The sequence below is a fragment of the Kocuria sp. CPCC 205263 genome (assembly GCF_040981075.1).
Lineage (GTDB): Bacteria > Actinomycetota > Actinomycetes > Actinomycetales > Micrococcaceae > Kocuria > Kocuria rosea.
Map to the genome: position 1 here is coordinate 24,100 of NZ_JAVKPV010000012.1, position 22,650 is coordinate 46,749.

20 protein-coding genes are annotated in these 22,650 nt (G+C 75.6%); 9 read left to right on the forward strand and 11 right to left on the reverse strand.

Features of this window, described 5'->3' with window-relative positions; translation table 11 throughout:
• Window positions 1-52: 52 nt before the first annotated feature.
• On the forward strand, window positions 53-1,462 hold the full coding sequence (locus RF647_RS15935; RefSeq protein WP_368812585.1) for an aminomethyl transferase family protein: 1,410 nt from the start codon (window positions 53-55) through the stop codon (window positions 1,460-1,462).
• On the opposite strand, the gene RF647_RS15940 is transcribed toward RF647_RS15935, so the two are convergent.
• Genes RF647_RS15940 through RF647_RS15950 form a run of 3 tightly spaced genes read right to left on the reverse strand, consistent with a single transcriptional unit; the run spans window position 1,459 to window position 4,708 of the window.
• The gene (locus RF647_RS15940; protein ID WP_368812586.1) at window positions 1,459-3,561 is read right to left on the reverse strand and encodes a bifunctional anthranilate synthase component I family protein/class IV aminotransferase; all 2,103 of its coding nucleotides are present in this window, start codon (window positions 3,559-3,561) and stop codon (window positions 1,459-1,461) included. The two genes, RF647_RS15935 and RF647_RS15940, sit on opposite strands and share 4 nt — an antisense overlap.
• Before the next feature lie 7 nt (window positions 3,562-3,568).
• Entirely contained in the window at window positions 3,569-4,279 is a 711-nt protein-coding gene (locus RF647_RS15945) for a FadR/GntR family transcriptional regulator (RefSeq protein WP_095650268.1), read from the reverse strand.
• Between the two features lie 45 nt (window positions 4,280-4,324).
• Window positions 4,325-4,708 carry a hypothetical protein gene (locus RF647_RS15950; RefSeq protein WP_368812587.1) on the reverse strand — a complete coding sequence of 128 codons (384 nt, stop codon included), beginning with the start codon at window positions 4,706-4,708 and terminating at the stop codon, window positions 4,325-4,327.
• A gap of 136 nt (window positions 4,709-4,844) precedes the next feature.
• On the opposite strand from RF647_RS15950, the gene RF647_RS15955 reads away from it, so the two are divergent.
• Complete coding sequence (locus RF647_RS15955) at window positions 4,845-5,165, forward strand: putative quinol monooxygenase (RefSeq protein ID WP_368812588.1); 321 nt, start codon at window positions 4,845-4,847, stop codon at window positions 5,163-5,165.
• Between the two features lie 82 nt (window positions 5,166-5,247).
• Complete coding sequence (locus RF647_RS15960) at window positions 5,248-6,045, forward strand: IclR family transcriptional regulator (protein ID WP_368812589.1); 798 nt, start codon at window positions 5,248-5,250, stop codon at window positions 6,043-6,045.
• A 21-nt stretch (window positions 6,046-6,066) separates the two neighbouring features.
• Here the strand turns inward: RF647_RS15960 and RF647_RS15965 are convergent, their stop codons facing one another.
• The gene (locus tag RF647_RS15965; RefSeq protein WP_368812590.1) at window positions 6,067-7,665 is read right to left on the reverse strand and encodes a GMC family oxidoreductase; all 1,599 of its coding nucleotides are present in this window, start codon (window positions 7,663-7,665) and stop codon (window positions 6,067-6,069) included.
• On the reverse strand, window positions 7,662-8,276 hold the full coding sequence (locus tag RF647_RS15970; RefSeq protein WP_017834686.1) for a hypothetical protein: 615 nt from the start codon (window positions 8,274-8,276) through the stop codon (window positions 7,662-7,664). The genes RF647_RS15965 and RF647_RS15970 overlap by 4 nt, the downstream gene beginning before the upstream one ends.
• A 130-nt stretch (window positions 8,277-8,406) precedes the next feature.
• Here RF647_RS15970 and RF647_RS15975 point away from each other — a divergent pair, with 130 nt between their 5' ends.
• The gene (locus RF647_RS15975; RefSeq protein ID WP_368812591.1) at window positions 8,407-8,844 is read left to right on the forward strand and encodes a GNAT family acetyltransferase; all 438 of its coding nucleotides are present in this window, start codon (window positions 8,407-8,409) and stop codon (window positions 8,842-8,844) included.
• Between the two features lie 7 nt (window positions 8,845-8,851).
• Here the strand turns inward: RF647_RS15975 and RF647_RS15980 are convergent, their stop codons facing one another.
• Window positions 8,852-9,778: a DUF5996 family protein gene (locus RF647_RS15980; protein WP_095650270.1), complete on the reverse strand. Its 927-nt coding sequence runs from the start codon at window positions 9,776-9,778 to the stop codon at window positions 8,852-8,854.
• Window positions 9,779-9,986: 208 nt separating this feature from the next.
• On the opposite strand from RF647_RS15980, the gene RF647_RS15985 reads away from it, so the two are divergent.
• The gene (locus tag RF647_RS15985) at window positions 9,987-11,447 is read left to right on the forward strand and encodes an MFS transporter (protein WP_368812592.1); all 1,461 of its coding nucleotides are present in this window, start codon (window positions 9,987-9,989) and stop codon (window positions 11,445-11,447) included.
• Between the two features lie 190 nt (window positions 11,448-11,637).
• On the forward strand, window positions 11,638-13,218 hold the full coding sequence (locus tag RF647_RS15990; RefSeq protein WP_368812593.1) for an alpha/beta hydrolase: 1,581 nt from the start codon (window positions 11,638-11,640) through the stop codon (window positions 13,216-13,218).
• A gap of 211 nt (window positions 13,219-13,429) precedes the next feature.
• Here RF647_RS15990 and RF647_RS15995 read toward each other — a convergent pair whose 3' ends face one another.
• Window positions 13,430-14,392, reverse strand: a complete 963-nt coding sequence (locus RF647_RS15995) for a DMT family transporter (protein WP_368812594.1) — start codon at window positions 14,390-14,392, stop codon at window positions 13,430-13,432.
• Between the two features lie 93 nt (window positions 14,393-14,485).
• On the opposite strand from RF647_RS15995, the gene RF647_RS16000 reads away from it, so the two are divergent.
• The 3 genes from RF647_RS16000 to RF647_RS16010 all read left to right on the forward strand — a co-directional run bounded on the left by RF647_RS16000 (window position 14,486) and on the right by RF647_RS16010 (window position 18,404).
• Window positions 14,486-15,661, forward strand: coding sequence for a sorbosone dehydrogenase family protein (locus RF647_RS16000; RefSeq protein WP_368812595.1), 1,176 nt, complete (start codon window positions 14,486-14,488; stop codon window positions 15,659-15,661).
• A gap of 265 nt (window positions 15,662-15,926) precedes the next feature.
• On the forward strand, window positions 15,927-17,108 hold the full coding sequence (locus tag RF647_RS16005; protein ID WP_368812596.1) for a glycosyl hydrolase family 8: 1,182 nt from the start codon (window positions 15,927-15,929) through the stop codon (window positions 17,106-17,108).
• Window positions 17,109-17,228: 120 nt separating this feature from the next.
• Window positions 17,229-18,404, forward strand: coding sequence for a DUF418 domain-containing protein (locus tag RF647_RS16010; RefSeq protein WP_368812597.1), 1,176 nt, complete (start codon window positions 17,229-17,231; stop codon window positions 18,402-18,404).
• A 64-nt stretch (window positions 18,405-18,468) separates the two neighbouring features.
• Here the strand turns inward: RF647_RS16010 and RF647_RS16015 are convergent, their stop codons facing one another.
• Genes RF647_RS16015 through RF647_RS16030 form a run of 4 tightly spaced genes read right to left on the reverse strand, consistent with a single transcriptional unit; the run spans window position 18,469 to window position 22,647 of the window.
• The gene (locus tag RF647_RS16015) at window positions 18,469-19,521 is read right to left on the reverse strand and encodes a siderophore-interacting protein (RefSeq protein ID WP_368812598.1); all 1,053 of its coding nucleotides are present in this window, start codon (window positions 19,519-19,521) and stop codon (window positions 18,469-18,471) included.
• The gene (locus tag RF647_RS16020; RefSeq protein ID WP_368812599.1) at window positions 19,518-20,483 is read right to left on the reverse strand and encodes an ABC transporter ATP-binding protein; all 966 of its coding nucleotides are present in this window, start codon (window positions 20,481-20,483) and stop codon (window positions 19,518-19,520) included. Before RF647_RS16020 ends, RF647_RS16015 begins: the two co-directional genes overlap by 4 nt.
• On the reverse strand, window positions 20,480-21,559 hold the full coding sequence (locus tag RF647_RS16025; RefSeq protein WP_368812600.1) for a FecCD family ABC transporter permease: 1,080 nt from the start codon (window positions 21,557-21,559) through the stop codon (window positions 20,480-20,482). The genes RF647_RS16020 and RF647_RS16025 overlap by 4 nt, the downstream gene beginning before the upstream one ends.
• Window positions 21,556-22,647, reverse strand: coding sequence for a FecCD family ABC transporter permease (locus RF647_RS16030; protein WP_368812601.1), 1,092 nt, complete (start codon window positions 22,645-22,647; stop codon window positions 21,556-21,558). The genes RF647_RS16025 and RF647_RS16030 overlap by 4 nt, the downstream gene beginning before the upstream one ends.
• Window positions 22,648-22,650: the final 3 nt, after the last annotated feature.

The following is a 22,650-nucleotide window of genomic DNA, read 5'->3' on the forward strand; positions in this document are numbered from 1 at the left end:
GCCCCGGCCGCGCCGTCGCGGCCGGGGCACCACCGCAGAGAAGGAGTCAACCGTGGCACCCCGCACTCTCCAGGACGTCCTCGACGCCTCGAACGGCACCGTCGAGCTGCTGCGCAACTCGCAGATCGGCGCGTACGTCTATCCCGTGGTCGCGCCCGAGTTCCACAACTGGCGCAGCGAGCAGAAGGCGTGGCGGGAGACCGCCGTGCTCTACGACCAGTCCCACCACATGGACAACCTCTTCATCCGCGGCAAGGACGCGCTGCGGCTGATCTCGGACACCGCGATCAACAGCACGCGGACGTTCCCCGTGAACAAGGCGAAGCAGTACGTGCCCACCACCCCGGCCGGCCACGTCATCGGCGACGGCATCCTCTTCCACCAGGAGGAGGACGAGTACGTCTACGTGGGCCGCGCCCCGGCCGCCAACTGGCTGCTCTACCACGGCGAGACCGGCGGCTACGACGTCGACATCGAGGTCGACCGCCGCTCCCCGTCCCGCCCGATGGGCAAGCCCGTGGTCCGGAAGTACTGGCGCTTCCAGATCCAGGGCCCCAGCGCGTGGCAGATCATCGAGAAGCTCAACGGCGGACCGCTCGAGCAGCTGAAGTTCTTCACCATGGACCGCATGAGCGTGGGCGGCGCCCAGGTGCGCACCCTGCGCCACGGCATGGCCGGGGAGCCCGGGCTGGAGATCTGGGGCCCCTACGAGTCCTACGACCAGGTGCGGGCCACGATCCTAGAGGTCGGCGCCGAGTTCGGCATCGTGCCCGTCGGCGCCCGGGCGTACCCCTCCAACACCCTCGAGTCGGGCTGGATCCCGTCCCCGCTGCCGGCGATATACACCGGGGAGGGCACGGCGGACTACCGGAAGTGGCTCGGGGCGGACAGCTACGAGGCCACCAACGCGCTCGCCGGCAGCTTCGTCTCCGAGAACATCGAGGACTACTACCTCACGCCGTGGGAGCTGGGCTACGGGTCCTTCGTGAAGTTCGACCACGACTTCATCGGCCGCGACGCCCTGGAGCAGGTCGACCCCTCGACCCAGCGCCGGAAGGCGACCCTGGCCTGGAACGCCGAGGACATGCAAAAGATCTTCGCCTCCCTCTTCGACACCGAGGGCCCGGACTACAAGTACTTCGACCTGCCCCTGGCCAACTACGGCTCGTCCAACTACGACGCGGTGGTCGACGCCGACGGCCGCACGGTGGGCCTGTCCATGTTCACCGGCTACAGCTACAACGAGCGCAAGGGCCTGTCCCTGGCGACCGTCGACCCGAACGTGCCCGAGGGCACCGAGCTGAAGGTGGTTTGGGGCGAGCCGGACGGCGGCAGCCGCAAGACGACCGTGGAACCGCACGAGCAGCTCGAGGTCCGGGCCGTGGTCAGCCCCGTGCCCTACTCCGAGGTGGTGCGCAAGGACTACCACGGCGGGTGGCGGACCGCCTCGGCGAAGGGCTAGCCGAGGAGCGGTCCGAGGGCGCGCAGCACGGGCCCGGGCTCCCACCGCCCGAGGCCGTCGACCGCCCCGACGGGGTGCACGCCCGCCACCGAGTTGGTCACGAACACCTCGGTGGCGCGGGCGAGCTCCGCCCACGCCACCGGGCGCTCGCGGACGTCCGTGCCGGCGGCGCGCAGCGCCGCCAGCACGCGGGCGCGCACCACCCCGGGCAGGATCCGGCCGTCCGCGGGCGGGGTGAGCACGGCGCCGTCGACGACGACGAAGACGTTCGCCCTGCCCGTCTCCAGGAGCGTGCCGTCCGCGTCCACGAGCAGCGGATCGCAGCTGCGCGACCACAGCCCCGGGACCGGCTCGTGGGCGAGCACCCGGCGGTCCGCCCACTTGTGCCCCCCGAGGCCGCCGGGCAGCCGGACGGGGACGAGCCGCCACGGCGGCACCGGCTCCGGGGGGAGGGCCGTGGCGGTGACCGTCACGGTCACGGCTTCCCCCGGGGCGGGCACGGCCGTGATCCGCAGCCGGTGCGGACCGGGCAGCGCGGCGGCCCGGTCCAGCACCTCGCCGCGGACGCCCGCGGGCAGGGCCGCGCCGCAGCAGGCGAGGCAGCTGGCGCCGAGCCGGGCGAGGTGGGCCTCGAGGTCCACGGGCGCGCCCTCGCGCACGAGCAGCGTGGTGAACACCCCCTCATCCCGGGCCGGCGGGAGGACCGGCAGGGCCGGGAGGAGCTCGAGCACGGTCGCGGGCCGGTGCCCGTCCCAGTCCCGCCGGAGGTCCTCGTCCAGCACGGCCCCGACGGCGTCGAGCAGGGGCACCGCCTTCACGAGCGTCTCGTGCGACTCGTCCGCGGGGTCGGAGTCGGCCACGATCCCGCCGCCCACCCCCAGCCGGACCCGGTCGCCGGTGAACTCGAAGGTGCGGATCGCCACGTTGAGCACCAGACCGGCCGGGCCCGCGCGGCCGATCGCCCCCGTGTAGACCTCGCGGGCCGCGGGCTCGAGCGCGTTGACGATCTCCATGGCCCGGATCTTGGGCGCACCCGTGCAGGACCCCGGGGGGAACGTGGCCCGCAGCAGCGCCCCGTCCCCCAGCCCCGCGGGCAGCCGCCCGTGCACGTCCGCCACCAGGTGGTGGACCCCGGTGTGCGGCTCGACCCGGGGTGCGGCGGGGGCGCGCACCGACCCGGGCACGCACGCCCGGGAGAGGTCGTTGCGCATCAGGTCCACGATCATGACGTTCTCCGCCCGGTTCTTCGCCGAGGCGTGCAGCGCCGCGGGGTCGCTCGCGGCCGGTGCGGTGCCCTTGATCGGGGACGTCAGGACCGTGCGCCCGGTGCGGCGCAGGAACAGCTCCGGGGACAGGCTCGCCACCGCGGCCCCCTCCGGGAGGCGCAGGAACGCGGCGAAGCGCGGGGCCAGGGCCTCCTGGCCGGCGCAGAACAGGTCCAGCGGGTCGCCCCGGAAACCGGCCTCGAGACCGCGGCAGACGTTGGTCTGGAAGACGTCGCCGTCGCGGATGTGGCCCAGCACCGCGGTCACGGCGGCGGCGTGCGCGGCGGCCGAGGCGTCGGCGGTGAAGGGCCCGCACCGGTAGGGCACCGGGGCGTGCGGGGCGTCCGGCGCCGTGCGGGCGAGCTTCCGCGCGGCCGCCACCCGGGTCGGGTCCGTGCCCGGCAGCCACTCGAGCACCCAGGCGCCGTCCGCGGCGCGGTGGCGCAGGACGTGGTCGTAGTAGCCGAGGTGGTGGTCCGGCAGCCGCGCGGGGCGCGGCGGGGCGGCGGGGAGCCGCTCGAGGCGCCGGGCCAGCTGGTAGCCGAGGTAGCCGATCCAGCCGCCGCCGAAGGCCGCCTCCTGGGGGTCGTCCAGCGGGGGATCCCCCTCCTGGGCGGCGCCCGGCAGCGGGGTGCCCGGAATCGGGGCCCGGGCGTCCAGGGCCGCGAAGGGGTCCTCGCCGGCGCCCAGCACCCGGAGTGGCCGCACGCCGATCACGGTGTCGCCGTCGGACCAGTCGCCGAACAGCCCCACCAGCCCGGGCTGGTCCCGCAGGGCCCGCAGCATCTGCACCGGGGACAGGCGGACCCCGGTGAGGACCTCATGCGTCGTCACGGCCGCCTCAGCCGTTCCCCGGGGCGGTTGCGGACGGCCCGTCGCCCGCCTCCGCCTCGAGCCGCCACCGGGAGTTCGCCAGGTGCGCGCGCATCGCCGCCGACGCGGCGAGCGGGTCGCGGGCCCGGATCGCGTCCAGGACCGACCGGTGCTCGGCGGCGACCCGGGCCGCGCGCCCGCCGCCGGGGGCGCCGTCCAGCCGGCGCGGCGGCATGGTGATCATGGCGGGCCCGAGGCCGGTCAGGGCGTCCACGTAGTACGGGTTCCCGCTGGCCTCCGCCACGGTCCGGTGGAACTCGAAGTCGTTCTCCAGGGACGCGGCCGGGTTGTCGACCTCCTCCTCGGACCGCGCCAGGGCGTCCTCCATCCGGGCGAGCTGGTGCTCCTCCCGGGCCGTGGCCGCCAGCGCCGCGGCCTCGGACTCGACCCCGGTGCGGAAGGCCAGCAGGCGGCGCCGGTCCTGCAGGGTCCGCACCGGCCGGCTCGTCCCGCCGGGCGCGGCCGGAGGGGTCAGCACGAAGCTGCCGCTGCCCCGCCGGGTGTGCACGAGCCCCTCCGCCTGCAGCCGGGCGACGGCCTCGCGCACCACCGTGCGGCTGACCCCGTGCTCCGCGATCAGCGTGCTCTCGCTGGGCAGGCGCTCACCGGGGGAGATGCGCCCGTCCACGATGCGCGCCCGGAGGTCGTCCACGAGGGCGGAGGTGAGGTTGCGGCTCATGGGGACATGATCCCACCCCGGGAGCGGCCCCCGCAGCCCGGGGCGTCAGGGCCGGCGGCCGACCTCCTCGACCACGCTGCGCCCCGTGCCCGCCCGGGACTCCCAGGCCCAGGTCTCGTGCAGGCGCACCCTGCCGTCCCCGAGCACCTCGATGCGGGACGTGCACGCCCCGCCGGCGGTCTCCCCGGCACGGTCCAGGTGCGAGTAGCGGAAGCTCAGCCCGTCCCCGGCGCGCGTGCCGACGAGGAAGCCCCGGCGCACCGAGCCGCCCGCGTACTCGGCCCACACGAGGTCGTCCTGCTGGTGGTAGTCGAAGACCGTGTCGGAGCCGACGTCCCCGTCGGCGGCGTTGGACACGCCCACGAACGTCCTCCCGTCGAGGTCCACGGTGTCCGGCGCGGTCGGCGGGGTGCGGTGCAGATCGGTCATGGGTCCACCGTACGGTGCGCCGGGCGCCGTCGTTATCGGTCCGCGATAACCTCCCTTGGCGGGCCCTTCCACGGGCCGCGACACTGGCACCGAGAGTCCCGGGGTGAACCGGGACGTCCGCGAGAGGGGAGCAGGGATGATCTTCATCGTCGTCAAGTTCAAGGTGAAGCCGGAGTGGGCCGACCGCTGGGTCGAGTTCTCGAAGGAGTTCACCGAGGCCACCCGCGCGGAGCCGGGCAACCTGTGGTTCGACTGGTCCCGCAGCGTGGAGGACCCCCACGAGTTCGTGCTCGTCGAGGCCTTCGCGGACGACGGCGCGGGCCCGCACGTGAACAGCGACCACTTCAGGAAGTTCACGGCGGAGGCGCCCCAGGCGCTCGTGGAGACCCCGCAGATCATCAGCGAGCAGATCTCCGCCTCGGGCTGGAACCGGATGGGGGAGCTCACGGTCGGCTGACCGTCCGACGGCGCGCCGCCGGCCCGGGAGCGAGGCTCCCGGGCTGTTGGCATGTGCAACCCGGCACGCCACAATGTGAGGCATGACCACACGCGACACCGGCATGGCCTCCGTCCAGAAAGCCTTCGCCCTCCTGGACGTGGTCGCGCGGGACCCCCGGGGCGCTACGGCCAAGGACATCAGCACCGAGCTCGGGATGCCGCTGCCCTCGGTCTACCGGCTGCTGCAGACGCTCGTGGCCTCCGAGCACGTGGTGCACCTCCGGGACCAGCGCCGCTACGGCCTGGGCTACAAGCTGCACGCGCTCGACGCCTCGCTGCGCCAGCAGGTCGCGACCCCCGCCACCGTGCAGCGCGCGGTGCGGGAGCTGCACGGGAGCGCCGACGCCGCCGCGTACTTCGCGGTCTACCGCGGCGACGCCGTGGTGGTGGCGCACGTGGTCGACTCCCCGCGCCGGCCGCGCATCGACCCCATGGACTTCGGCTTCACGGGCGGCGCGCACGCCACGGCCTTCGGCAAGATCCTGCTCTCCCGCATGGACGACGACGAGGTGGCGGACTACCTCGGCCGCCACGGGATGCGCCCCCTGACGGATCGCACGCTCACCACGCCGGACGAGCTGGGGCGCGAGCTCGGGCGGGTGCGCGCGGAGGGCGTCGCCGTGGAGCGCGAGGAGTTCGTGCCCGGCGCCTCGTGCCTGGCCGCGCCGGTGGTCGACTCCGCCGGGCGCACCCTGGGCTCCGTGGCCGTGTCCCTGCGGCCCACCGACTTCGAGCGGCGGCACCGGGCGATCGCGCCGGTCCTGCGGGACGCCGCGGACCGGGTGGGACGGGCCCTGCGCGCCGCGGAGGGCTGCCCGGTCCGGTCCGCGACCGGCTGAGCAGCCCTCCACGTCCGGCGGCTACAGGTGGCGTCCCGCCAGCTGCTCGGCGATGTAGTCCGCCTGCCGGGTGGCCAGGGCCACGATCGTCAGCGTCGGGTTCGCCGCCGCGCCGGTCGTGAACAGCGAGCCGTCCGCGACGAACAGGTTCGGCACGTCGTGGGTCTGGCCGAACGCGTTGGTCACCCCGTCCTCGGGGCGCTCGCTCATCCGGGCCGTGCCCATGTTGTGCGTCGACGGGTAGGGCGGGGTGTGGTGCACGGAGGTCGCGCCCACGGACTCGTAGAGCAGGGACGCCTGCTGGTAGCCGTGGTTGCGCATCGCCACGTCGTTCGGGTGGTCGTCGAAGTGCACGTTGGGCACGGGCAGCCCCAGGTGGTCCGTCACGGAGGAGTTGAGGGTCACCCGGTTGCTCTCCTGCGGCATGTCCTCGCCCACCACCCACAAACCGGCGGTGTTGTCGTAGCCGTCCAGCAGGGCCGTGAACTCCGGCCCCCAGGAGCCGGGGTCCACGAAGCTGGCGAGGAAGGCGGGGCCCAGGGAGATCGTCTCCATGTAGTAGCCCCCGGCGAAGCCGCGGTCGACGTCGTGCCGGGACTCGTCCGCCACGAGCCCGGCCATCGTCTCGCCCCGGTACATGTGCACCGGCCGGTCGAACTGCGCGTAGATCGAGCCCGTGGTGTGCCGCATGTAGTTGCGGCCCAGCTGCCCGGAGGAGTTCGCGAGCCCGTCCGGGAACAGTGGGGAGCCGGAGAGCATGAGCAGCCGGGGCGTCTCGATCGCGTTGCACGCCACCGCCACCAGCCGTGCCCGCTGCCGCTGGACCCGGCCCTCGCCGTCGACGTAGAGCACGCTGTCGACCAGGCCCTTCTCCGTGTGGGTGATCTGCACGGCGTGGCAGTCCGGGCGCAGGTCGAGGTTCCCGGTGCGCAGGGCCTTGGGGATCTCCGAGACGAGCGTGGACCACTTCGAGCGGTTCTTGTCGCCCTGGAAGTTGAACCCGTCCTGGACGGAGGCCGGCCGCCCGTCGTAGGGCTCCGCGTTGGTCCCGTAGGGGCCGGTCGCGTAGTGCCGGTAGCCGAGCTTCTGCGCGCCCGCGGCGAGCACCTTGTAGTTGTTGTTCGCGGGCAGCGGCGGCCGGCCGTGGCGGTGGGTGCTGCCGATCTTCTGCTCGGCCCGGTCGTAGTACGGGGCGAGGTCCTCCAGGCCGATCGGCCAGTCCAGGAGGTTGGCGCCGTCGACGCGCCCGTAGACGCTGCGCGTGCGGAACTCGTGGGCCTTGAACCGGGGCGTGGCTCCGGACCAGTGGGTGGTGGTCCCGCCGACGGCCTTGACGATCCACGCCGGGAGGTTGGGGAAGTCCCGGGCGATCCGCCACGACCCCGTGGTGGTGCGCGGGTCGAGCCAGGCCATCTGGTGGAAGGCCTCCCACTCGTCGTTGACCCAGTCCGCACTGGTCAGGTGCGGCCCGGCCTCGAGGAGCACCACCTTGACGCCCTTCTCCGTGAGCTCGTGGGCGAGGGTGCCTCCGCCGGCTCCGGAGCCGATGACGACGACGGCGGAGTCGTCGTCGAGCTCGATCCGTGCGGCGCGCTGCTGGTCCTGGGGCGTGGTGGTCATGCGGTCTCCCCGTGCTCGATGACGTCCGACCCCTTGAAGAGGTCGCTGAAGGGCTGCTCGGTGGTCTCGGAGGCGCCCTGCTGGTCCAGGTTCCACCCCTCCTTGGGGGCCGCGGTCGCCACCGGGTAGCCGAGGGGCCCGCACTCGGCCAGCTCCTCCTCGGACTCCTCGACGCGCGGGTCGGGCAGCCAGTCGAGGTCGTCGAAGCCGCGGTGCAGGTAGCCGCCCTTCGAGAAGGACTCGCCCTCGTAGCCCAGGGCCTCCCACACCTCGTGGTCGTCGTAGAGGTGCAGCACGGTGGTGCGGCGGATGAAGCCGAAGAACTCCAGGTCGGCGATCCGCTTGAGCACCTTCAGCGCGGCGTCGTCGGACAGCTCCACGAACGGTGCGTCGCTGAGCGAGTTCAGGGTCAGCAGCCCCTGGGTCAGGGCCATCCGGAACCACGTGGAGTCCTCGGCCTCGGCGGCGATCTTCTCCGCCATCCGTTCGTACGGGCCGTCGGGGATCCGGGGGTGGGGGAACGCCACCCGGATGACGCGGGTGAGGGTGCGCTTCGCCTCGTCCGTCAGGGCGAGGGCGTTGAGAGCGGAGTACTTCGCGGGATAGACCATGGGTCTCCTCCTCGTCGGCGGTGACGGGTGTGTCTCAGAGTGTGAGCCAGCGCACGTCCGCGGGCCAGAGCCGTTATCGCAGGACGAGAATCGGCGCCCGTGAGAGCATGGGCCGACCGAAGGAGGCCGTGTGATCGTCGAACGACTGCCGGAGCACCTGCACGAGGACGCCGTGTCCCTGTGGGAGGGGGCGGGGCTGACCCGCCCCTGGAACGATCCGCGGGCGGACCTGGACCGGGCGCTCGCCGGCCCGGCCTCCACCGTCCTGGCCGCCGTCGAGGAGGGGCGTCTCGCCGGCACCGCCATGGTGGGCCACGACGGCCACCGGGGGTGGGTGTACTACGTGGCCGTGCGCCCGTCCCGCCGGGGCCAGGGGCTGGGCCGCGAGCTGATGGCCGCCGCCGAGGGGTGGGTGGCCGGGCGCGGCATCCCGAAGATGCAGCTCATGGTGCGCAGCACGAACACGGGGACCCGGGAGTTCTACGAGCGGATGGGCTACGCCGTCCAGGACACCGTGGTGCTCGGGAAGTTCTTCGACCCCGAGCGGCAGGCCCGGCAGAGCGGCTGAGCCCGGCTCAGCGCAGGGGGTCGGTGACGCCCTGCGGGCAGTCGTAGCGGGCGAAGTCCCAGGCGCTGCGGCGCGCCCCCGCCCGGTAGGCGCTGTCCCAGAACTCCAGGACGGCGCCGTGCGGATCGGGCAGCGCCCGCACGTCGTCGTAGCGCAGGACCGCGAGGTGGCTGCCGCCGCGCTCGCGCCAGGACGCGGCGGCCGGCCGCAGGGGCTCACCGGCCAGCCCGTCGGGCTCCGGGGCGGTGTAGGAGTAGAAGGCCGGTTCCGGGAACGAGGGGTCCCCGAACCAGAACCCGGAGCTGATGACCTCCCGGGAGTAGGCCTCCCGGGTGACCGGGTCCGTGCCGGGCGGGGGATCCACGAAGCGGTCCGCGAAGCGGGTCACGGCGATGTCGAACGTGTGCCAGAAGTGGTGCACGGGGCTGGTCTTCCCGGACCAGCCGGCCGCGAACTCCTCCAGCAGCAGGTTCACCTGGCCGAGGACCTGCCAGTAGCGGGTGACGGCGGCGGTGTCGTAGGCGGCGTGCTCGGTGTCGGCGCCGAATGGGCGCCCGGAGTCGGGCAGGTCGAACGGGTGGGGACGGGCGATCGTCACCTCCACCCCCACCGCCTCCAGGGCGTGCAGGACCCGGGCGTGGAACTCGGCGACGGACAGCCCCGGCAGGGCGAAGGAGTGCCGGGCCCCGGCGGCGGTGCTCACGTCGAGGCGGTGGTCCAGGAGGTCGAGGTCGACGGCGAAGACCGGGTCCCGTCCCATCGGCCGGGTGGTGATGCCGCGGCCGGTCAGGTGGAACGGCACGTTCCACCAGTGGTTGCGCCGCGGCGCGGACGCCAGCCGCACCTTGCCGACCACCTGCGCGAACCGGTGGAGGGTGTCCAGGGTGTCCCGCCAGGACTCGTAGGGCATCTCGGGGAACGCGACGTGGGTCATGGTGGCCTCCTGCGCCCCAGTGTGCTGCCCCACCGGGCGGTCCGTCCAGGGTGTCCGGGCCGCGGGCACGGGACCGGGGGGTCCTCCCGGTGGGACACTGGGCGGGAACGATCCGGTGACGGCGCGGGGGTGCTCCGGCGGGGCCCCGTGCCCGACCCCGTGCCGGACCCCGGGACCGACCCCGGTACCGAGGAGGAACGAGCTGCCCATGGTGCGATCCTCCGGCGACGGCCCTCCGTCCGAGCCGCTGGCCTGGGGCGAGCGGCGGGCCCGGTGGGTGCTGGCCGCCACCGTGCTCGGCTCGGCCCTGACGTTCATCGACACGACGGTGGTGAGCATCGCCCTGCCGTCCGTCGCCGCCGATCTGGGTGCGGGGAGCACCGGTCTGACCTGGGTGGTCAACGGGTACACGCTGACCCTGGCCGCCCTGGTCCTGCTCGGCGGCTCGCTGGGGGACCGGTACGGCCGGCGCCGGATCTTCCTGATCGGCGTCGGCTGCTTCGCCGGGGCCTCCGCGCTGTGCGGCCTGGCCCCGGACGTCACCGTCCTCGTCGCCGCGCGGGCCGTCCAGGGGGTCGGCGGCGCCCTCCTGGTGCCGACCGCGCTCGCGATCCTGCAGGCCTCCTTCGCCCCGGAGCACCGCGCCCGCGCCATCGGCGCCTGGTCGGGGCTCACGGGGGTGGCCTCCGCCGTGGGGCCGTTCGCGGGCGGCTGGCTCGTCCAGACCACCTCGTGGCGGTGGGTGTTCCTGGTCAACCTCCCGGTGGCGCTCGCCGTGGCGCTGATCGCCCGCCGGCACGTCCCCGAGTCGAGGAACCCGGCGGCGTGCCCGCAGCTGGACGTGCCCGGCGCGGCGCTGCTGGTGGCCGGTCTCGGGGCGCTGACGCTCGGGCTGACCACCGCGTCCGGCGAGGAGCCGTCGGTGCCGGCGGCGGGCGGGGCGCTCGCGGCCGGGGCCGTCCTGCTGGCGGCGTTCCTGCTCCGGGAGCGGCGTGCGAGGTCCCCGCTGCTGCCGCCCGCACTGTTGCGGCAGCGCCTGTTCGTGGCGGCGAACCTCATCACCTTCGTGGTCTACGCCGGCCTGGGCGCGGTCTTCTTCGTCCTCGTCGTCGCCCTCCAGGTGGGGGCCGGGTTCTCGCCCGTGGCCGCCGGGCTGTCCCTGCTGCCCGTCACCGTCCTGATGCTGCTGCTCTCGCCGTCCGCCGGGGCCCTGGTGCACCGGGTGGGTTCGCGACTGCCGATGACGGTCGGGCCGCTGGTCGCCGGGCTCGGGGTGCTCCTGCTGGGCCGGGCCGGGCCCGGGGCGCACTACCTCCTGGAGGTGCTGCTCCCGGCCGCGGTGTTCGGCGCCGGGCTGACCCTCCTGGTCACGCCGCTGACCGCCACGGTCCTCGGCGCGCTGCCCACGGAGCAGGCCGGGCTGGCCAGCGGGGTCAACAACGCCGTGGCGCGCACGGCGGGCCTGCTCGCGGTCGCGGCGATCCCGCTGGTGGGCGGGCTCGGGGAGACCGGTCTCACCGACCCGGCCCGGCTCCGTGCGGGGTTCCCCGTGGTCATGGCGCTGTGCGCGGGCCTGCTCGCGGCGGGCGGGCTGCTGTCCGCCGTGGTCCTCCGCCCGCCCGGGGCGCGGGGCGGCCCGGGCGGTCTTCGCGCCACGACACATCCTTGACCGCCCGATCGGCGCGATCCTAGCCTGAAGCCCCTGGTGGCACGGCGGTGGGGTGCGGAGGCTGCGGGGCGCGGGGGCGTCCGAGGGCCTGGCGGACCGCGAGGCCGGTGGCAGGGGTCATGACGTGCGCGTCCGCGCTCGTGCTCGCGCACCGGCGTCCGGCCGGTCCGACCGAAAGCAGTGGTGAGCCATGCGTGCTCCCGAGAACGACCACCGCCCCGACTCCGGCCCCGGTGCCCGCGATCGGAGGCGCTGGCGCACGCGCCGAGCGGGCTCCGCGCTGGCCCTGGCCGTGCTCCTGGCGACCGCTCCGGCGGCCGGGACGGCCACGGTCGCCGCACCGGCGCCCGGCGTCCTCGTCACCGCCCAGGTGCCGCCCGGGCTCGAGGAGTTCTACGCCCAGCAGCCGGCCTGGACCCCGTGCGGGGCGGCGGCGCAGTGCGCCCTGGTGCAGGTGCCGCTCGACCACGAGAACCCGGCCGCAGGGCAGATCCAGCTGGCGGTCACCCGGGTGCCGAGCACCGACCCCGCCGCCCGGCAGGGCTCCCTGCTCGTCAACTTCGGCGGCCCGGGCGGTTCCGGGACGGCTTCGATCGAGGCGTGGGCGGCGGGTCTGGACCCGCGAGTCCGCGCCGCCTACGACATCGTGGGCTTCGACCCGCGGGGCGTGGGCAGCTCCACCGCGGTGCAGTGCCTCGACGACGCCGCGATGGACGCGAGCCGGGCCACCACGATCGACCCCGACACCCCGGAGGGCCTGGCCCAGGCCGTCGCGGCGGCCGAACGGTTCGCCGCGGCGTGCGCGGCGAACACCGGCCCGCTGCTCGGCGAGGTCGACACGGTCAGCGCCGCCCGGGACCTGGACATCCTGCGGGCGGTACTCGGCGACGACGAGCTCGACTACCTCGGCTACTCCTACGGCACCCGGCTCGGCGCCACGTACGCCGACCTCTTCCCCGAGCGGACGGGACGGTTCGTGCTGGACGCGGCGGTGGATCCGTCCCTCGACGGCTCCGAGATGATCCTCGACCAGGCCGCCGGCTTCGAACGTGCCCTCCGGGTGTACGTCGAGTCCTGCCTGCCCCTGGACGGGTGCCCGTTCGAGGGGACCGTCCAGAAGGGGATGGCCGAGATCGAGGCGCTGCTCCGGCAGACCGAGGTGCAGCCGCTGCCGACCGCCGACGGGCGGCCGCTCACCGTGAACGACGCCGTCAGCGGGCTCATCAAGCCGCTCTACGACTCGCGCATCTGGTGGTTCCTGACCCAGTCCCTCACGCTGGCCACGGAGCACGGGGACGGGACGGGCCTGATGCTCCTCGCGGATCTGGCGTACGGCCGGGGACCCGACGGCACCTACGCCAACTCCAGCGCGGCGAACATCGCGATCAACTGCCTCGACCTCCCCGAGGACGACGACCCCGCCGCGATGGCGGCGCTGGACGCGCAGCTGCAGGAGGTGTCCCCGACCCTCGGTGACTGGTTCAGCCACGACGAGGTCACCTGCGGGGCCTGGCCGCACGAGCCCGTCGGCGTGCCCGCCCCGATCGACGCCGCCGGTGCCGGGCCCATCCTGGTGGTCGGCGGCACGGGGGACCCGGCCACGCCCTACGCGTGGTCGCAGGCGCTGGCCGCGCAGCTCGAGGGCGGGCACCTGCTGACCCGGGTGGGCGAGGGGCACGGATCCTACGTGAGCGGCAACCGGTGCATCGACGAGACGGTCACCGCTCATCTCCTCGAGGGCGTGCTGCCCGCGGAGGAGCGGATCTGCTGAGCCGGAGGCGCCCGCTGCGGAGCGGGCAGTAAGCGGCCGGTACGAGATCGCCCCCGCACCGGCCCAGCCACCAGGGAAATCAGGAAGATCCGGCGGCCTCGCCCCATCCTACTGAGACCCCGGTCACGGATCACCCCTTGATTTTCCCGACCGCGTGCGAACCGGCGCGGGCCGCCGCCGCCGATCGACCGGCAGGACGCCCGGCGGCAGCTCATGAAGAACCGTGACGGGCTCCGCGGCCGCTGCGGCGTGGACCGCCGCCGCCCGGGCGGAACCGGCCGGCGTCCCCGCGGCGGAGCCCGGCGCGGGGCAGCCCCGGCAGCTGTCCCGCCAGGGACGCCACGAGGGCCAGGCCGAAGCCCGCGGCCTGGAGGCCCGTGAGCGTCTCGTCCAGCAGCAGGAGGCCCAGGACCGCGGCCGTCACCGGGGTCAGCGGGATCAGCAGGGTCAGGCTCGTGGACGGCACGCGCCGTCCGGCGTGGAACCACGCGGCGTAGGCGACGGCGCCGCCGGGCAGCGCCAGCCAGGCGTAGCCGAGCACGGCCGGCAGGTCCAGGACGAAGGCGCCGGTGTCCAGCAGGGGCACGAGCGGGGCGATCATCAGACCGCCGAGGGTCAGCTGCCAGCCGGTCGCCGCGAGCCCGCTCATGCCGTCGGGCAGACCCCACCTGCGGGTCAGGACCACCCCGGCGGCCATGACCGCGGTCCCGGCGAAGGCCGCGGCGAGCCCGAGGGCGTCCAGGGTGACGGTCCCGGCGAACACGGCCACGGACACGCCCGCCACCGCGGCGAGGGCCCACAGCATCCGGGGCAGCGGCGTGCGCTGCCGGAAGGCCAGCAGCAGCAGGAGCGCGGCGACCAGGGGCTGGGCGGAGCCCACGACCGCGGCGAGACCGCCCGGCAGGCGGTAGGCGCCGAGGAACAGCAGGGGGAAGAACGCCCCGAAGTTGAGCAGCGCGAGCACCGCGAACCGTCCCCACCAGTCCCGCGGCGGCCGCTGCCGGGTCAGGGTGAGCAGCAGCAGCCCGGCGGGGAGGGCCCGCAGGAGGGAGGCGGTCATGGGCCGGTCCGGCGGCAGCAGCTCGGTGGTGACCACGTAGGTGGTCCCCCACACGACCGGCGCCACGGCGCCCAGGAGGATCAGCCGGGCACGACCGGCCGGGGCGTGGTCCACCGGCGCACCTCCGATCCGCTCCGCGCCCCGTCCGGGGCAGGATGCCCCGATCCTACGGGTCCGGCCCGGCGTCGACCGGAGTAGATTGCCACCATGGACATCCGCGGGGGGATCGTGAGCACGCTGTCCGTGTTCGTGCTGCTGCTGAGCGCCTGCGCCCCGGAGGGTGGCGGGACCGTGGCCACCGGCGAGCGCCTGGGCGCCCCGGCGGACGCCCCCGCCCTCGACGTCGAGGTCGTCGTGGACGAGCTCGAGCTCGCGTGGGACGTGGCCCTCACCCCGGAGGGCACCGTGCTGGTCACCGAGCGGGGCGGCCGGCTGCTGGCCCACGACGAGCAGGGCACGCGGGAGGTCGCGGCCGACCTGGACGACCTGTTCGTGGGCAGCGAGGCCGGGCTGATGGGCCTGGAGGTCTCCCCGGACTTCGGGCGGACCCGGGAGATCTTCCTGTGCCACGCGACGCGCACCGGGGACGGCCGGCCGCAGGACGTGCGGGTCACCCGCTGGCGGCTCGACGGGGGCGCCGCGGCGGCCGAGCGCACCGGGACGGTCGTCGACGGCCTGCCCATCAGCTCCGGCCGGCACAGCGGCTGCCGGCTGCGCTTCCTCCCGGACGGCACGCTCCTCGTGGGCACCGGGGACGCCGCGCAGGGCGCGAACCCGCAGGACCCGGACTCGCTCGGGGGCAAGACGCTGCGGCTGCACCCCGACGGCACGGTCCCGGAGGACAACCCGTTCGCCGACCGGGACGGGCCCGGGGCCGCCGTCCACACCCTGGGCCACCGCAACGTCCAGGGCCTGGCGGTGCAGCCCGGGACGGGCACGGTGTGGTCGGCGGAGCACGGCCCCGGCACCGACGACGAGATCAACGTCCTGGAGCCCGGCGCCAACTACGGGTGGGACCCGGCGCCCGGCTACGACGAGTCCGTGCCCATGACCGATCTCGAGGAGTTCCCGGACTCGCTCCCGGCCGCGTGGTCCTCCGGTCGCCCGACGGTCGCCCTCAGCGGGGCCGCCTTCCTCGAGGGGGACCAGTGGGGGGCGTGGGAGGGCGCCCTGGCGGTCGCGGAGCTGAAGAACACCGGCGTGGGGGTCTACCGGGTCGAGGACACCGCGGTCACCGGGCTGACCCGCATGGCCGAGCTGGAGAACGACTACGGCCGGCTGCGCTCGCTGACCCTCGACGACGAGGGCGCGCTGTGGGTCACCACCTCGAACGGCGACGACGACGCCGTCCTGCGCGTCACGGCGAGCGCCGGCGACTCCTGAGCGGGGCGCGGCCTGCCGGCGCCGTCCAGGGCACGCCGCCGCAGGCCGGGTTGCGCGACGGCTCCGCGCGGGGCGCCTGGCCCCTCCGACACGCCGGAGGGCGCCGGTGCCGCCCGCCCGCCGGGCGGCTCCGGTTGACTGGCGCCTGAGACCGTCCCCCGAACGGCCCCCGCGGAACGGTCCCCCGGTGACGTGGCCCCCGACCTCGTCACGATCCCCCACCCGCACCCCCACCACCCCCCTCTCGGGCCCAGGGAGTTCCCCCATGCACCGCCGCACCCTTCTCGCGCTGGGCGCCGCCCTCGCGACCGTACCCGTCGCCGCCCCGACGACCCCAGCACAGGCAGGAACCACGCTCAGCCCGAGCAGCACGACCCAGCGTCAGCTGGACGCCGCGGTCCGCACGCTGTGGGCCGGCTGGACATCGTTGCTGCGGCACGACGCGGCCCGCGGCTGGTGGGCCGTCCGTGCCGATGCCCAGAACGGGACCAATCCCTACGTCGCGGAGGGGCAGGGGTACGGGCTGATGCTCTGCGCCCAGCTGGCGCCCCTCGACCCCCGGGCCCGCGGCTACGTCGACGGGATCACCCGCTACGTCCTGGACCACCCCTCCCGGATCGACCCGGGCCTGCACGCCGCCGAGCAGGACGACCGCATGGTCTCCCACCACGGCCGGGACAGCGCCACCGACGGCGACCTGGACCTCGCCATGGGGTGGCTGATGGCGCACCGGCGGTGGGGCTCCGCGGGGACGTACGACTACCGGCGGCTGGCCCTGGCCCGCATCGCCGCGATCAAGCGCTCCCTGATCTCCCCCACCACCGGGCTCCTCGAGCTCGGGGACTGGTCCAACGGGGCCTGGCAGAACGTCTCGCGCCCGAGCGACTGGATGATCGGGCACTTCGGGGCGTTCCACCGCGCCACGGGGGACGTGAGCTGGGCAGCCCTCTGGGGGCGGCACCTGGCCGCGGTCCGGCGCCTGCAGTCGGTCCACGCTCCGCGCACCGGCCTGCTCCCGGACTTCACCGTGGGCTCCGCCTCAACCATCGCCCCCGCCCCGGCCCACACCCTGGAATCCGGCCACGACCGGCACTACTACTACAACTCGTGCCGCGTCCCGCTGCGACTGGGGGCGTCCCGGCACCCGGAGGCCCGGGCCGCCGCGGCCCGCATCTCCGGCTGGGCGCGGACGAAGTGCGGCGGTGATCCTGCCCGGCTGCCCTCCGGCTTCACCCTGGACGGAGCGACCCTGCCGGGCGGGGGCTACCAGGACCTCGCGTTCATCGCGCCCCTGCTCGTGGGTGCCCGCTGGGGCGGCGACCAGGCCTGGCTCGACGCCCTGGGCCGCTGTCTGGCGGCCCGCACCGAGTTCACGTCCTACTACTCCAGCTCGATCCAGCTGCTGTCCATGGTGAGCGTCTCCCGCGCCTACGCCCTCCACCCCTGAGCCGGCGCGGCCCGCCGTGCGGCGCGTCGTCCCCCAGCCCGGTCGACGGCGGATCGGCGCCCCGCCAGGCTCCGTCCCGGGGCGGATCCGCCGCGAGCCGGAGCCGGGCAGAGTGGACCCATGCCCGCTCCCGCCCCCTCCCGCATCGCGGCCCTCGACGTGGCCCGCGGTCTCGCGATCCTCGGCACGCTCGCCACCAACATCTGGATCTTCAGCCACCAGGGCGGCTTCCTCGGCTACCTGACCGATCCGCTGGCCGGCACCGCCGGCGGAGCAGCGCGTGCTGCCCAGGCGCTGCTGATGGCCGCGGCCAACGGCAAGTTCCTGGGCCTGCTGATGCTCCTCTTCGGGATCGGCCTCGCCGTCCAGCACGCCTCCGCCCGGCGGCGCGGACTCGCGTGGCCCCGGTCCTACCGGGTGCGGGCGGGGATCCTGTTCCTGGACGGGCTGCTCAACTACCTGCTGATCATCGAGTTCGACGTCCTGATGGGCTACGCGCTCACGGGGATGGTCGTGGCGTGGCTGGTGACCACCTCGGAGCGGGTGCAGCGCGGCGTCGTCCTGGCGTGCGCCGCCGCGCACGTCGCGGTGATCGGCGCGCTGACGGCGGTCCTCGTCGTCGTCCCCGCCGGGGACCCGGCCGAGGCCCTGGCCCGGCCGAACCCCTACGCCGACGGCACGTGGTGGGAGCTCGTGCTGCTGCGGGTGGACGCCGTCGTCCTGTTCCGCGCCGAACCCGTCCTGATCCTCGCGCTGGGGGTGGTCATGTTCCTGGCCGGGCGGTTCCTGTGGCGGGCCGGTCTCCTCGTCCCGGACGGGGACCGGTGGCGGCGGCGGCTCATGGTCCTGGGCCTGGGGGCCGCCCTGCCCGTGGACCTCGGCCTGAACCTCCTGGGCGGGCAGGCCGGTGCCTTTCTCGCCCGCTACACCACCGCCCCGGTCGTGGCGCTGGGTCTGCTGGCCCTCGTGGCGCACCTCGGGGTGCGTCGCCCCGGACAGCGGCCGTCCTGGGCCGCACGGAGGCTCGCGGAGGTCGGCCGGACCGCCCTGAGCTGCTACCTGCTGCAGAACCTCCTGGCCTCGGCGCTGTTCTACGGCTGGGGCGCGGGCCTGGCCGTGGCCGCGGCCCAGCACCGGCTGCCCGCCACGGTGCTCGGCTGGCTGCTGGTGTGCGCCGCCGTGCTGGTCTTCGCGCACCTGTGGCTGCGGCGCTTCCCGCGCGGCCCGCTGGAGGAGCTCACGGCCCGCGCCGCCGGCGCGCGCCGGGCCCGTGCGGCCGTGGCCCGCGAGGGCTGAGACCTAGGACCTCGGCGTCGGCTCCGGCCGCCGGCGGCAGGGCGGCGGCCCGGCGCGCGGCCGCTCAGGACTCCGCCTGGCCCTGCCGCCAGTAGCCCATGAAGGAGACGTGCTCCTTGGGGATGCCCGCGGCGTCGACGCACAGCCGGCGCAGCGCCTTGACGGTGCCGGACTCGCCGGCGAGGAACACGTAGGGGGCGTCGGCGCGCGCGGGGGCGGCCACCGACCAGGCCCGGGGCTCCGCGGCGTTCTCCGCGACCGCCAGGGCGGGCGTCCCGCGGCCGCGCTGCGGGCGGCGGCCCGCCAGGACGTCGTCCACGGCTCCGCCGGGCAGCTCGAGCAGGCGCGCGAGGCGCACCGCGGCCCTGTGCCCGTGCCCGGCCGGCTCGGCACCCCCGGCGCGCGGCAGGACGTGCAGCCGGACGTCCGGCAGGTCCGCGGGCAGGCAGTGGGCGGCGACGTCCTCGGGGTGCGGGACCTCCAGCACCACGTCGAGGCGGGGGCGGGTCCCGCCCGCGGGCAGCCCGTGGTGGGCGTCCGTGAACTCCTCCGCGACGGACATCAGGGCCGGGGCGGCGGTCTCGTCCCCGACGGCGAGCACGCGCTGGGCGCCGCCGTGGTCCCACGCCGCCCAGGGCCGCTCCTGGGGGCCGGGTCCGAGCAGGTACACGCGCTCGCCGGGGGACACGGCGGCCGCCCACCGGCTGCCCGGGCCGTCCTGGGCGTGCCCGCCGTGCACCACCACGTCGATCACGAGCTCCGGGACCACCATCCCGCAGAACGTGGTGCGCCGGATGCCGCGCACGGTGTAGGTGCGCATCCAGCCGCGCTCCTCGGCGGGCCGGGCGAACCAGCCCTCCCGCAGTCCCAGGGACAGGTCCGCCCGCTCGGGCTCGCGGCCGGGGGGCGGGACCAGCAGCTTGATGTAGGCGTCCCGGCACCGGGTCCGGTCCCCGGCCCCGATGAGCGCGGGGGACAGGCCGGCGAGCTCCGGGCCCGCCAGGGTGATCCGGCGGAAGGACGGGCACAGCTGGGTCACGGACGTCACGGCGGCCTCGACGCACAGCACGGGGTCCGCGCGGGCGCCGGTGGCCTCGGGGGTGGGGATGACGGTCACGGCAGGGTCCTTCCGATCTCGGCGGCGGCCCGGGGCGCGGGCTCCAGGGCCACGGGTGCGGCGGGCGGTACGGGGTGGGAGCCCTCGCGGGCCCGCCCGCGGGGCAGGACGACGGGCCGGCCGCCCACGGGGTCCCGGGCGACGTCCGCCCGGAGCCCGAAGACCTCGGCCAGCAGCTCGGGGGTGAGCACCTCGGCGGGCGTGCCCACGGCCACGATCCGTCCCGCGGCCATCGCCACGAGCCGGTCTGCCACGCGCGCGGCCAGGTTCAGCTCGTGCAGGACGGCGACGACGGTGGCCCGGCCGGCGCCCGGCCCGTCCGGGTGCTCCAGCCCCCGGAGCATGTCCAGCAGGTCCACCTGGTGCGCCAGGTCGAGGTACGAGGTGGGCTCGTCGAGGAGCATCGTGCGGGCGCGCTGGGCCAGGGTCAGGGCGATCCAGACCCGCTGGCGCTGCCCGCCGGAGAGCTCCTCCACGGGGCGCGCGGCCAGGGCCGTGAGCTCGGTGAGCTCCATCGCCCGGGCCACGGCCGCGTCGTCGTCGGGGGAGGGGGCGCCCCACCACCGGCGGTGCGGGTGCCGTCCGCGCTCCACGAGCTCGGCGACGGTCAGGCCCTCCGGGACCACCGGCGACTGTGGCAGGAGGCTGACCGAGCGGGCGTACCGGCGGGCGTGCCACTCGCGCACGCCGCGGCCGTCCGCCTCGAGCGTGCCGGCGAGCGGGCGCAGCTGCCGGGACAGGCCCTTGAGCAGCGTGGTCTTGCCGCAGCCGTTGGCGCCGATGAGCACGGTGGTGGCCCCGTGCGGGATGTCGAGGTCCACCTCCCGCACCACGGTGTGGTCCTGGTAGCCCAGGGACAGGCCGCGCATCCGGAACGCGGGGACGCCGGCCCCGGAGTCCTCCCCGGGGTCCTCCACGGGGCGCAGGCCGGGGCGCACGTCGTCGCGCAGCTCGGGGCTCATGCCAGGGCTCCTCTCCGCTGCCGCACGAGCAGCCACAGCATCACGGGGGCGCCCACGGCGCCAGTGACCACACCGGCCGGCAGCTGCACCTGCGCCACCAGGCCCGCGCCGACGGCGTCGGCGACCACCACGACCACGGCGCCCACGAGGGCGCACGCCACGATCGAGGTCCGTCCGCGGGTCAGGGCGGTGGCCACGGGGGTGGACATGAGCGCCACGAAGGCGAGCGGGCCAGTCGCGGCGGTGGCCACGGCGGCCAGCAGCACGCCCAGGCCCAGGGCGAGGGCCCGGCTGCGCGCCGGGCGCGCCCCGAGCCCGGCCGCCAGCTCCGGGCCGAGCTCGGCGGGCTCGAGCGCGCGGTGCACGGCCACGGCCGCGGGCACGGCCAGCAGCAGGCACGCCCCGAGGACCGTGATCCGGTCCCACGTGGCGGCGTTGAGGGAGCCCGCGGTCCAGAGGGCGGCGTCCTGGGCGGAGTTCAGGGACAGCCGTGCCAGCAGGGCCGCGGTGAGGGCCTGGGCGAGCGCGGCCACGCCGATGCCGGCGAGCAGGAAGCGCTCGCCCACGATCCCGCCGGTGCGCAGTCGGACGGAGGCGGTGGCGATGAGGGCCGCGGCGAGCAGCGCCCCGGCCAGGGCGGTCCAGGACACGGCCGTGCCCCGCAGACCCCACAGCGCGGCGCCGGCCACGGCTCCCGCCGCGGCGCCGTAGGTGATGCCCAGGATGTCGGGGCTGGCCAGGGGGTTGCGGAGCACCCGGCGGAACAGGGCGCCGGAGCAGCCGAGGGCGGTCCCGGCGAGCGCGCCCAGCACGGCGCGCGGCAGCTTCTCCTGCAGCACGATGAAGCTCGCCCCGGGGACCTGCTCCCCGGCGAGGATCGCGAAGAAGTCGGGGACCGTCACGGTGTAGCGCCCGAGCAGCACGCGCACGGCCAGGGCCGCGAGCAGCGCCAGGGCCAGCAGAGCGACCGCCCGGCGGGTGCGGCGGGTCCGGACGCGGCGGACGCCCCGGACGAGCTCGGCGGCGCCGGGCTCCGCGGGGGCGGCGGGTGCGGGGGCGAGCACGGTGCCGGTCACAGCGTCACGCTCCGGCCCCGGCGCAGCAGCGCCAGCAGCACGGGCACGCCCAGCACCACGGTGGTGACGCCCACGTGGATCTCCTGCGGCGGGGTCAGCACCCGGCCCAGGACGTCGGCCGCAAGGAGCAGCACGGGGCCCAGGACCACGCTGAACAGGACGATCCAGCGGTAGTCGCCGCCGAGGAGGCGGCGCACGGCGTGGGGCACGAGCAGGCCCACGAAGGCGATGGGGCCCGCGAGCGCCGTGGCCGAGCCGGAGAGCAGGACCACGCCCACGAAGACGAGGACGCGCTGCACGCCCAGGTCCACGCCCAGCCCGTGGGCGAGCTCGTCGCCCAGGGCCATGGCGTTGAGCCCCGAGGAGCCGCCGAGCACGAGGAGCACGCCGAGCAGCACGAGCGGCGCCACGGCGGCGAGGTCGGTGGTCTCGGCGCGGGCGACCGAGCCGATGCTCCAGAACCGGAAGCGGTCCAGGACCGCGGGCAGCATGAGCACCACGGAGGAGGTCAGTGCGGTGAAGCCGGCGTTCACGGCCGCGCCGGAGAGGACCAGGCCCGCGGGGGTCGGGGCGCCGCCGCCGAGCCGGGACGAGCCGAAGACGAGCACCGCGGCCACGGCCGAGCCGGCGAGGGCCAGGGCGGTGAGCTGCCACGTGGCCACGAGGCCGAGCCAGCCGATCCCGAGGACCACGGCGCACGCCGCGCCGGCGGTCAGCCCGAGCAGCCCCGGGTCGCCCAGCGGGTTGCGGCTGACCCCCTGCATGCCGGCGCCGGCCACGGCCAGGGCCGCTCCCGCGAGCACCGCGGTCAGGGTCCGGGGGATCCTGCTCTGCACCACGGCGGCGTCGATGCCCAGGCCGGCGGAGACCTGCGCCCAGCCGCCCTCCAGGAGCGCGGCGGGCAGGCCGGTGAGCACGGCGACCACGGTGGCCGGGTCCACCGAGCGGGCCCCCCAGAACAGGGAGGCCGCGGCGGCGAGGACGAGCAGCAGCACGGCCGCGGACAGGGCGCGGCCCCGGCGCCGCTGCGCGGTGCCGGGGACCTGGCGGGTGGCCCGGGCGGGGGAGGCCGTGCTCGTGCTGCTCACCGG

Bases quoted from the DNA above. Each gene is read 5' to 3' on its own strand.
- RF647_RS15945 (WP_095650268.1), bottom strand. From the start codon at position 4,279: ATGAGCCGCAACCTCACCTCCGCCCTCGTGGACGACCTCCGGGCGCGC.
- RF647_RS15950 (WP_368812587.1), bottom strand. From the start codon at position 4,708: ATGACCGATCTGCACCGCACCCCGCCGACCGCGCCGGACACCGTGGAC.
- RF647_RS15955 (WP_368812588.1), top strand. From the start codon at position 4,845: ATGATCTTCATCGTCGTCAAGTTCAAGGTGAAGCCGGAGTGGGCCGAC.
- RF647_RS15960 (WP_368812589.1), top strand. From the start codon at position 5,248: ATGACCACACGCGACACCGGCATGGCCTCCGTCCAGAAAGCCTTCGCC.
- RF647_RS15965 (WP_368812590.1), bottom strand. From the start codon at position 7,665: ATGACCACCACGCCCCAGGACCAGCAGCGCGCCGCACGGATCGAGCTC.
- RF647_RS15970 (WP_017834686.1), bottom strand. From the start codon at position 8,276: ATGGTCTATCCCGCGAAGTACTCCGCTCTCAACGCCCTCGCCCTGACG.
- RF647_RS15980 (WP_095650270.1), bottom strand. From the start codon at position 9,778: ATGACCCACGTCGCGTTCCCCGAGATGCCCTACGAGTCCTGGCGGGAC.
- RF647_RS15985 (WP_368812592.1), top strand. From the start codon at position 9,987: ATGGTGCGATCCTCCGGCGACGGCCCTCCGTCCGAGCCGCTGGCCTGG.
- RF647_RS15990 (WP_368812593.1), top strand. From the start codon at position 11,638: ATGCGTGCTCCCGAGAACGACCACCGCCCCGACTCCGGCCCCGGTGCC.
- RF647_RS16000 (WP_368812595.1), top strand. From the start codon at position 14,486: ATGGACATCCGCGGGGGGATCGTGAGCACGCTGTCCGTGTTCGTGCTG.
- RF647_RS16005 (WP_368812596.1), top strand. From the start codon at position 15,927: ATGCACCGCCGCACCCTTCTCGCGCTGGGCGCCGCCCTCGCGACCGTA.
- RF647_RS16010 (WP_368812597.1), top strand. From the start codon at position 17,229: ATGCCCGCTCCCGCCCCCTCCCGCATCGCGGCCCTCGACGTGGCCCGC.
- RF647_RS16020 (WP_368812599.1), bottom strand. From the start codon at position 20,483: ATGAGCCCCGAGCTGCGCGACGACGTGCGCCCCGGCCTGCGCCCCGTG.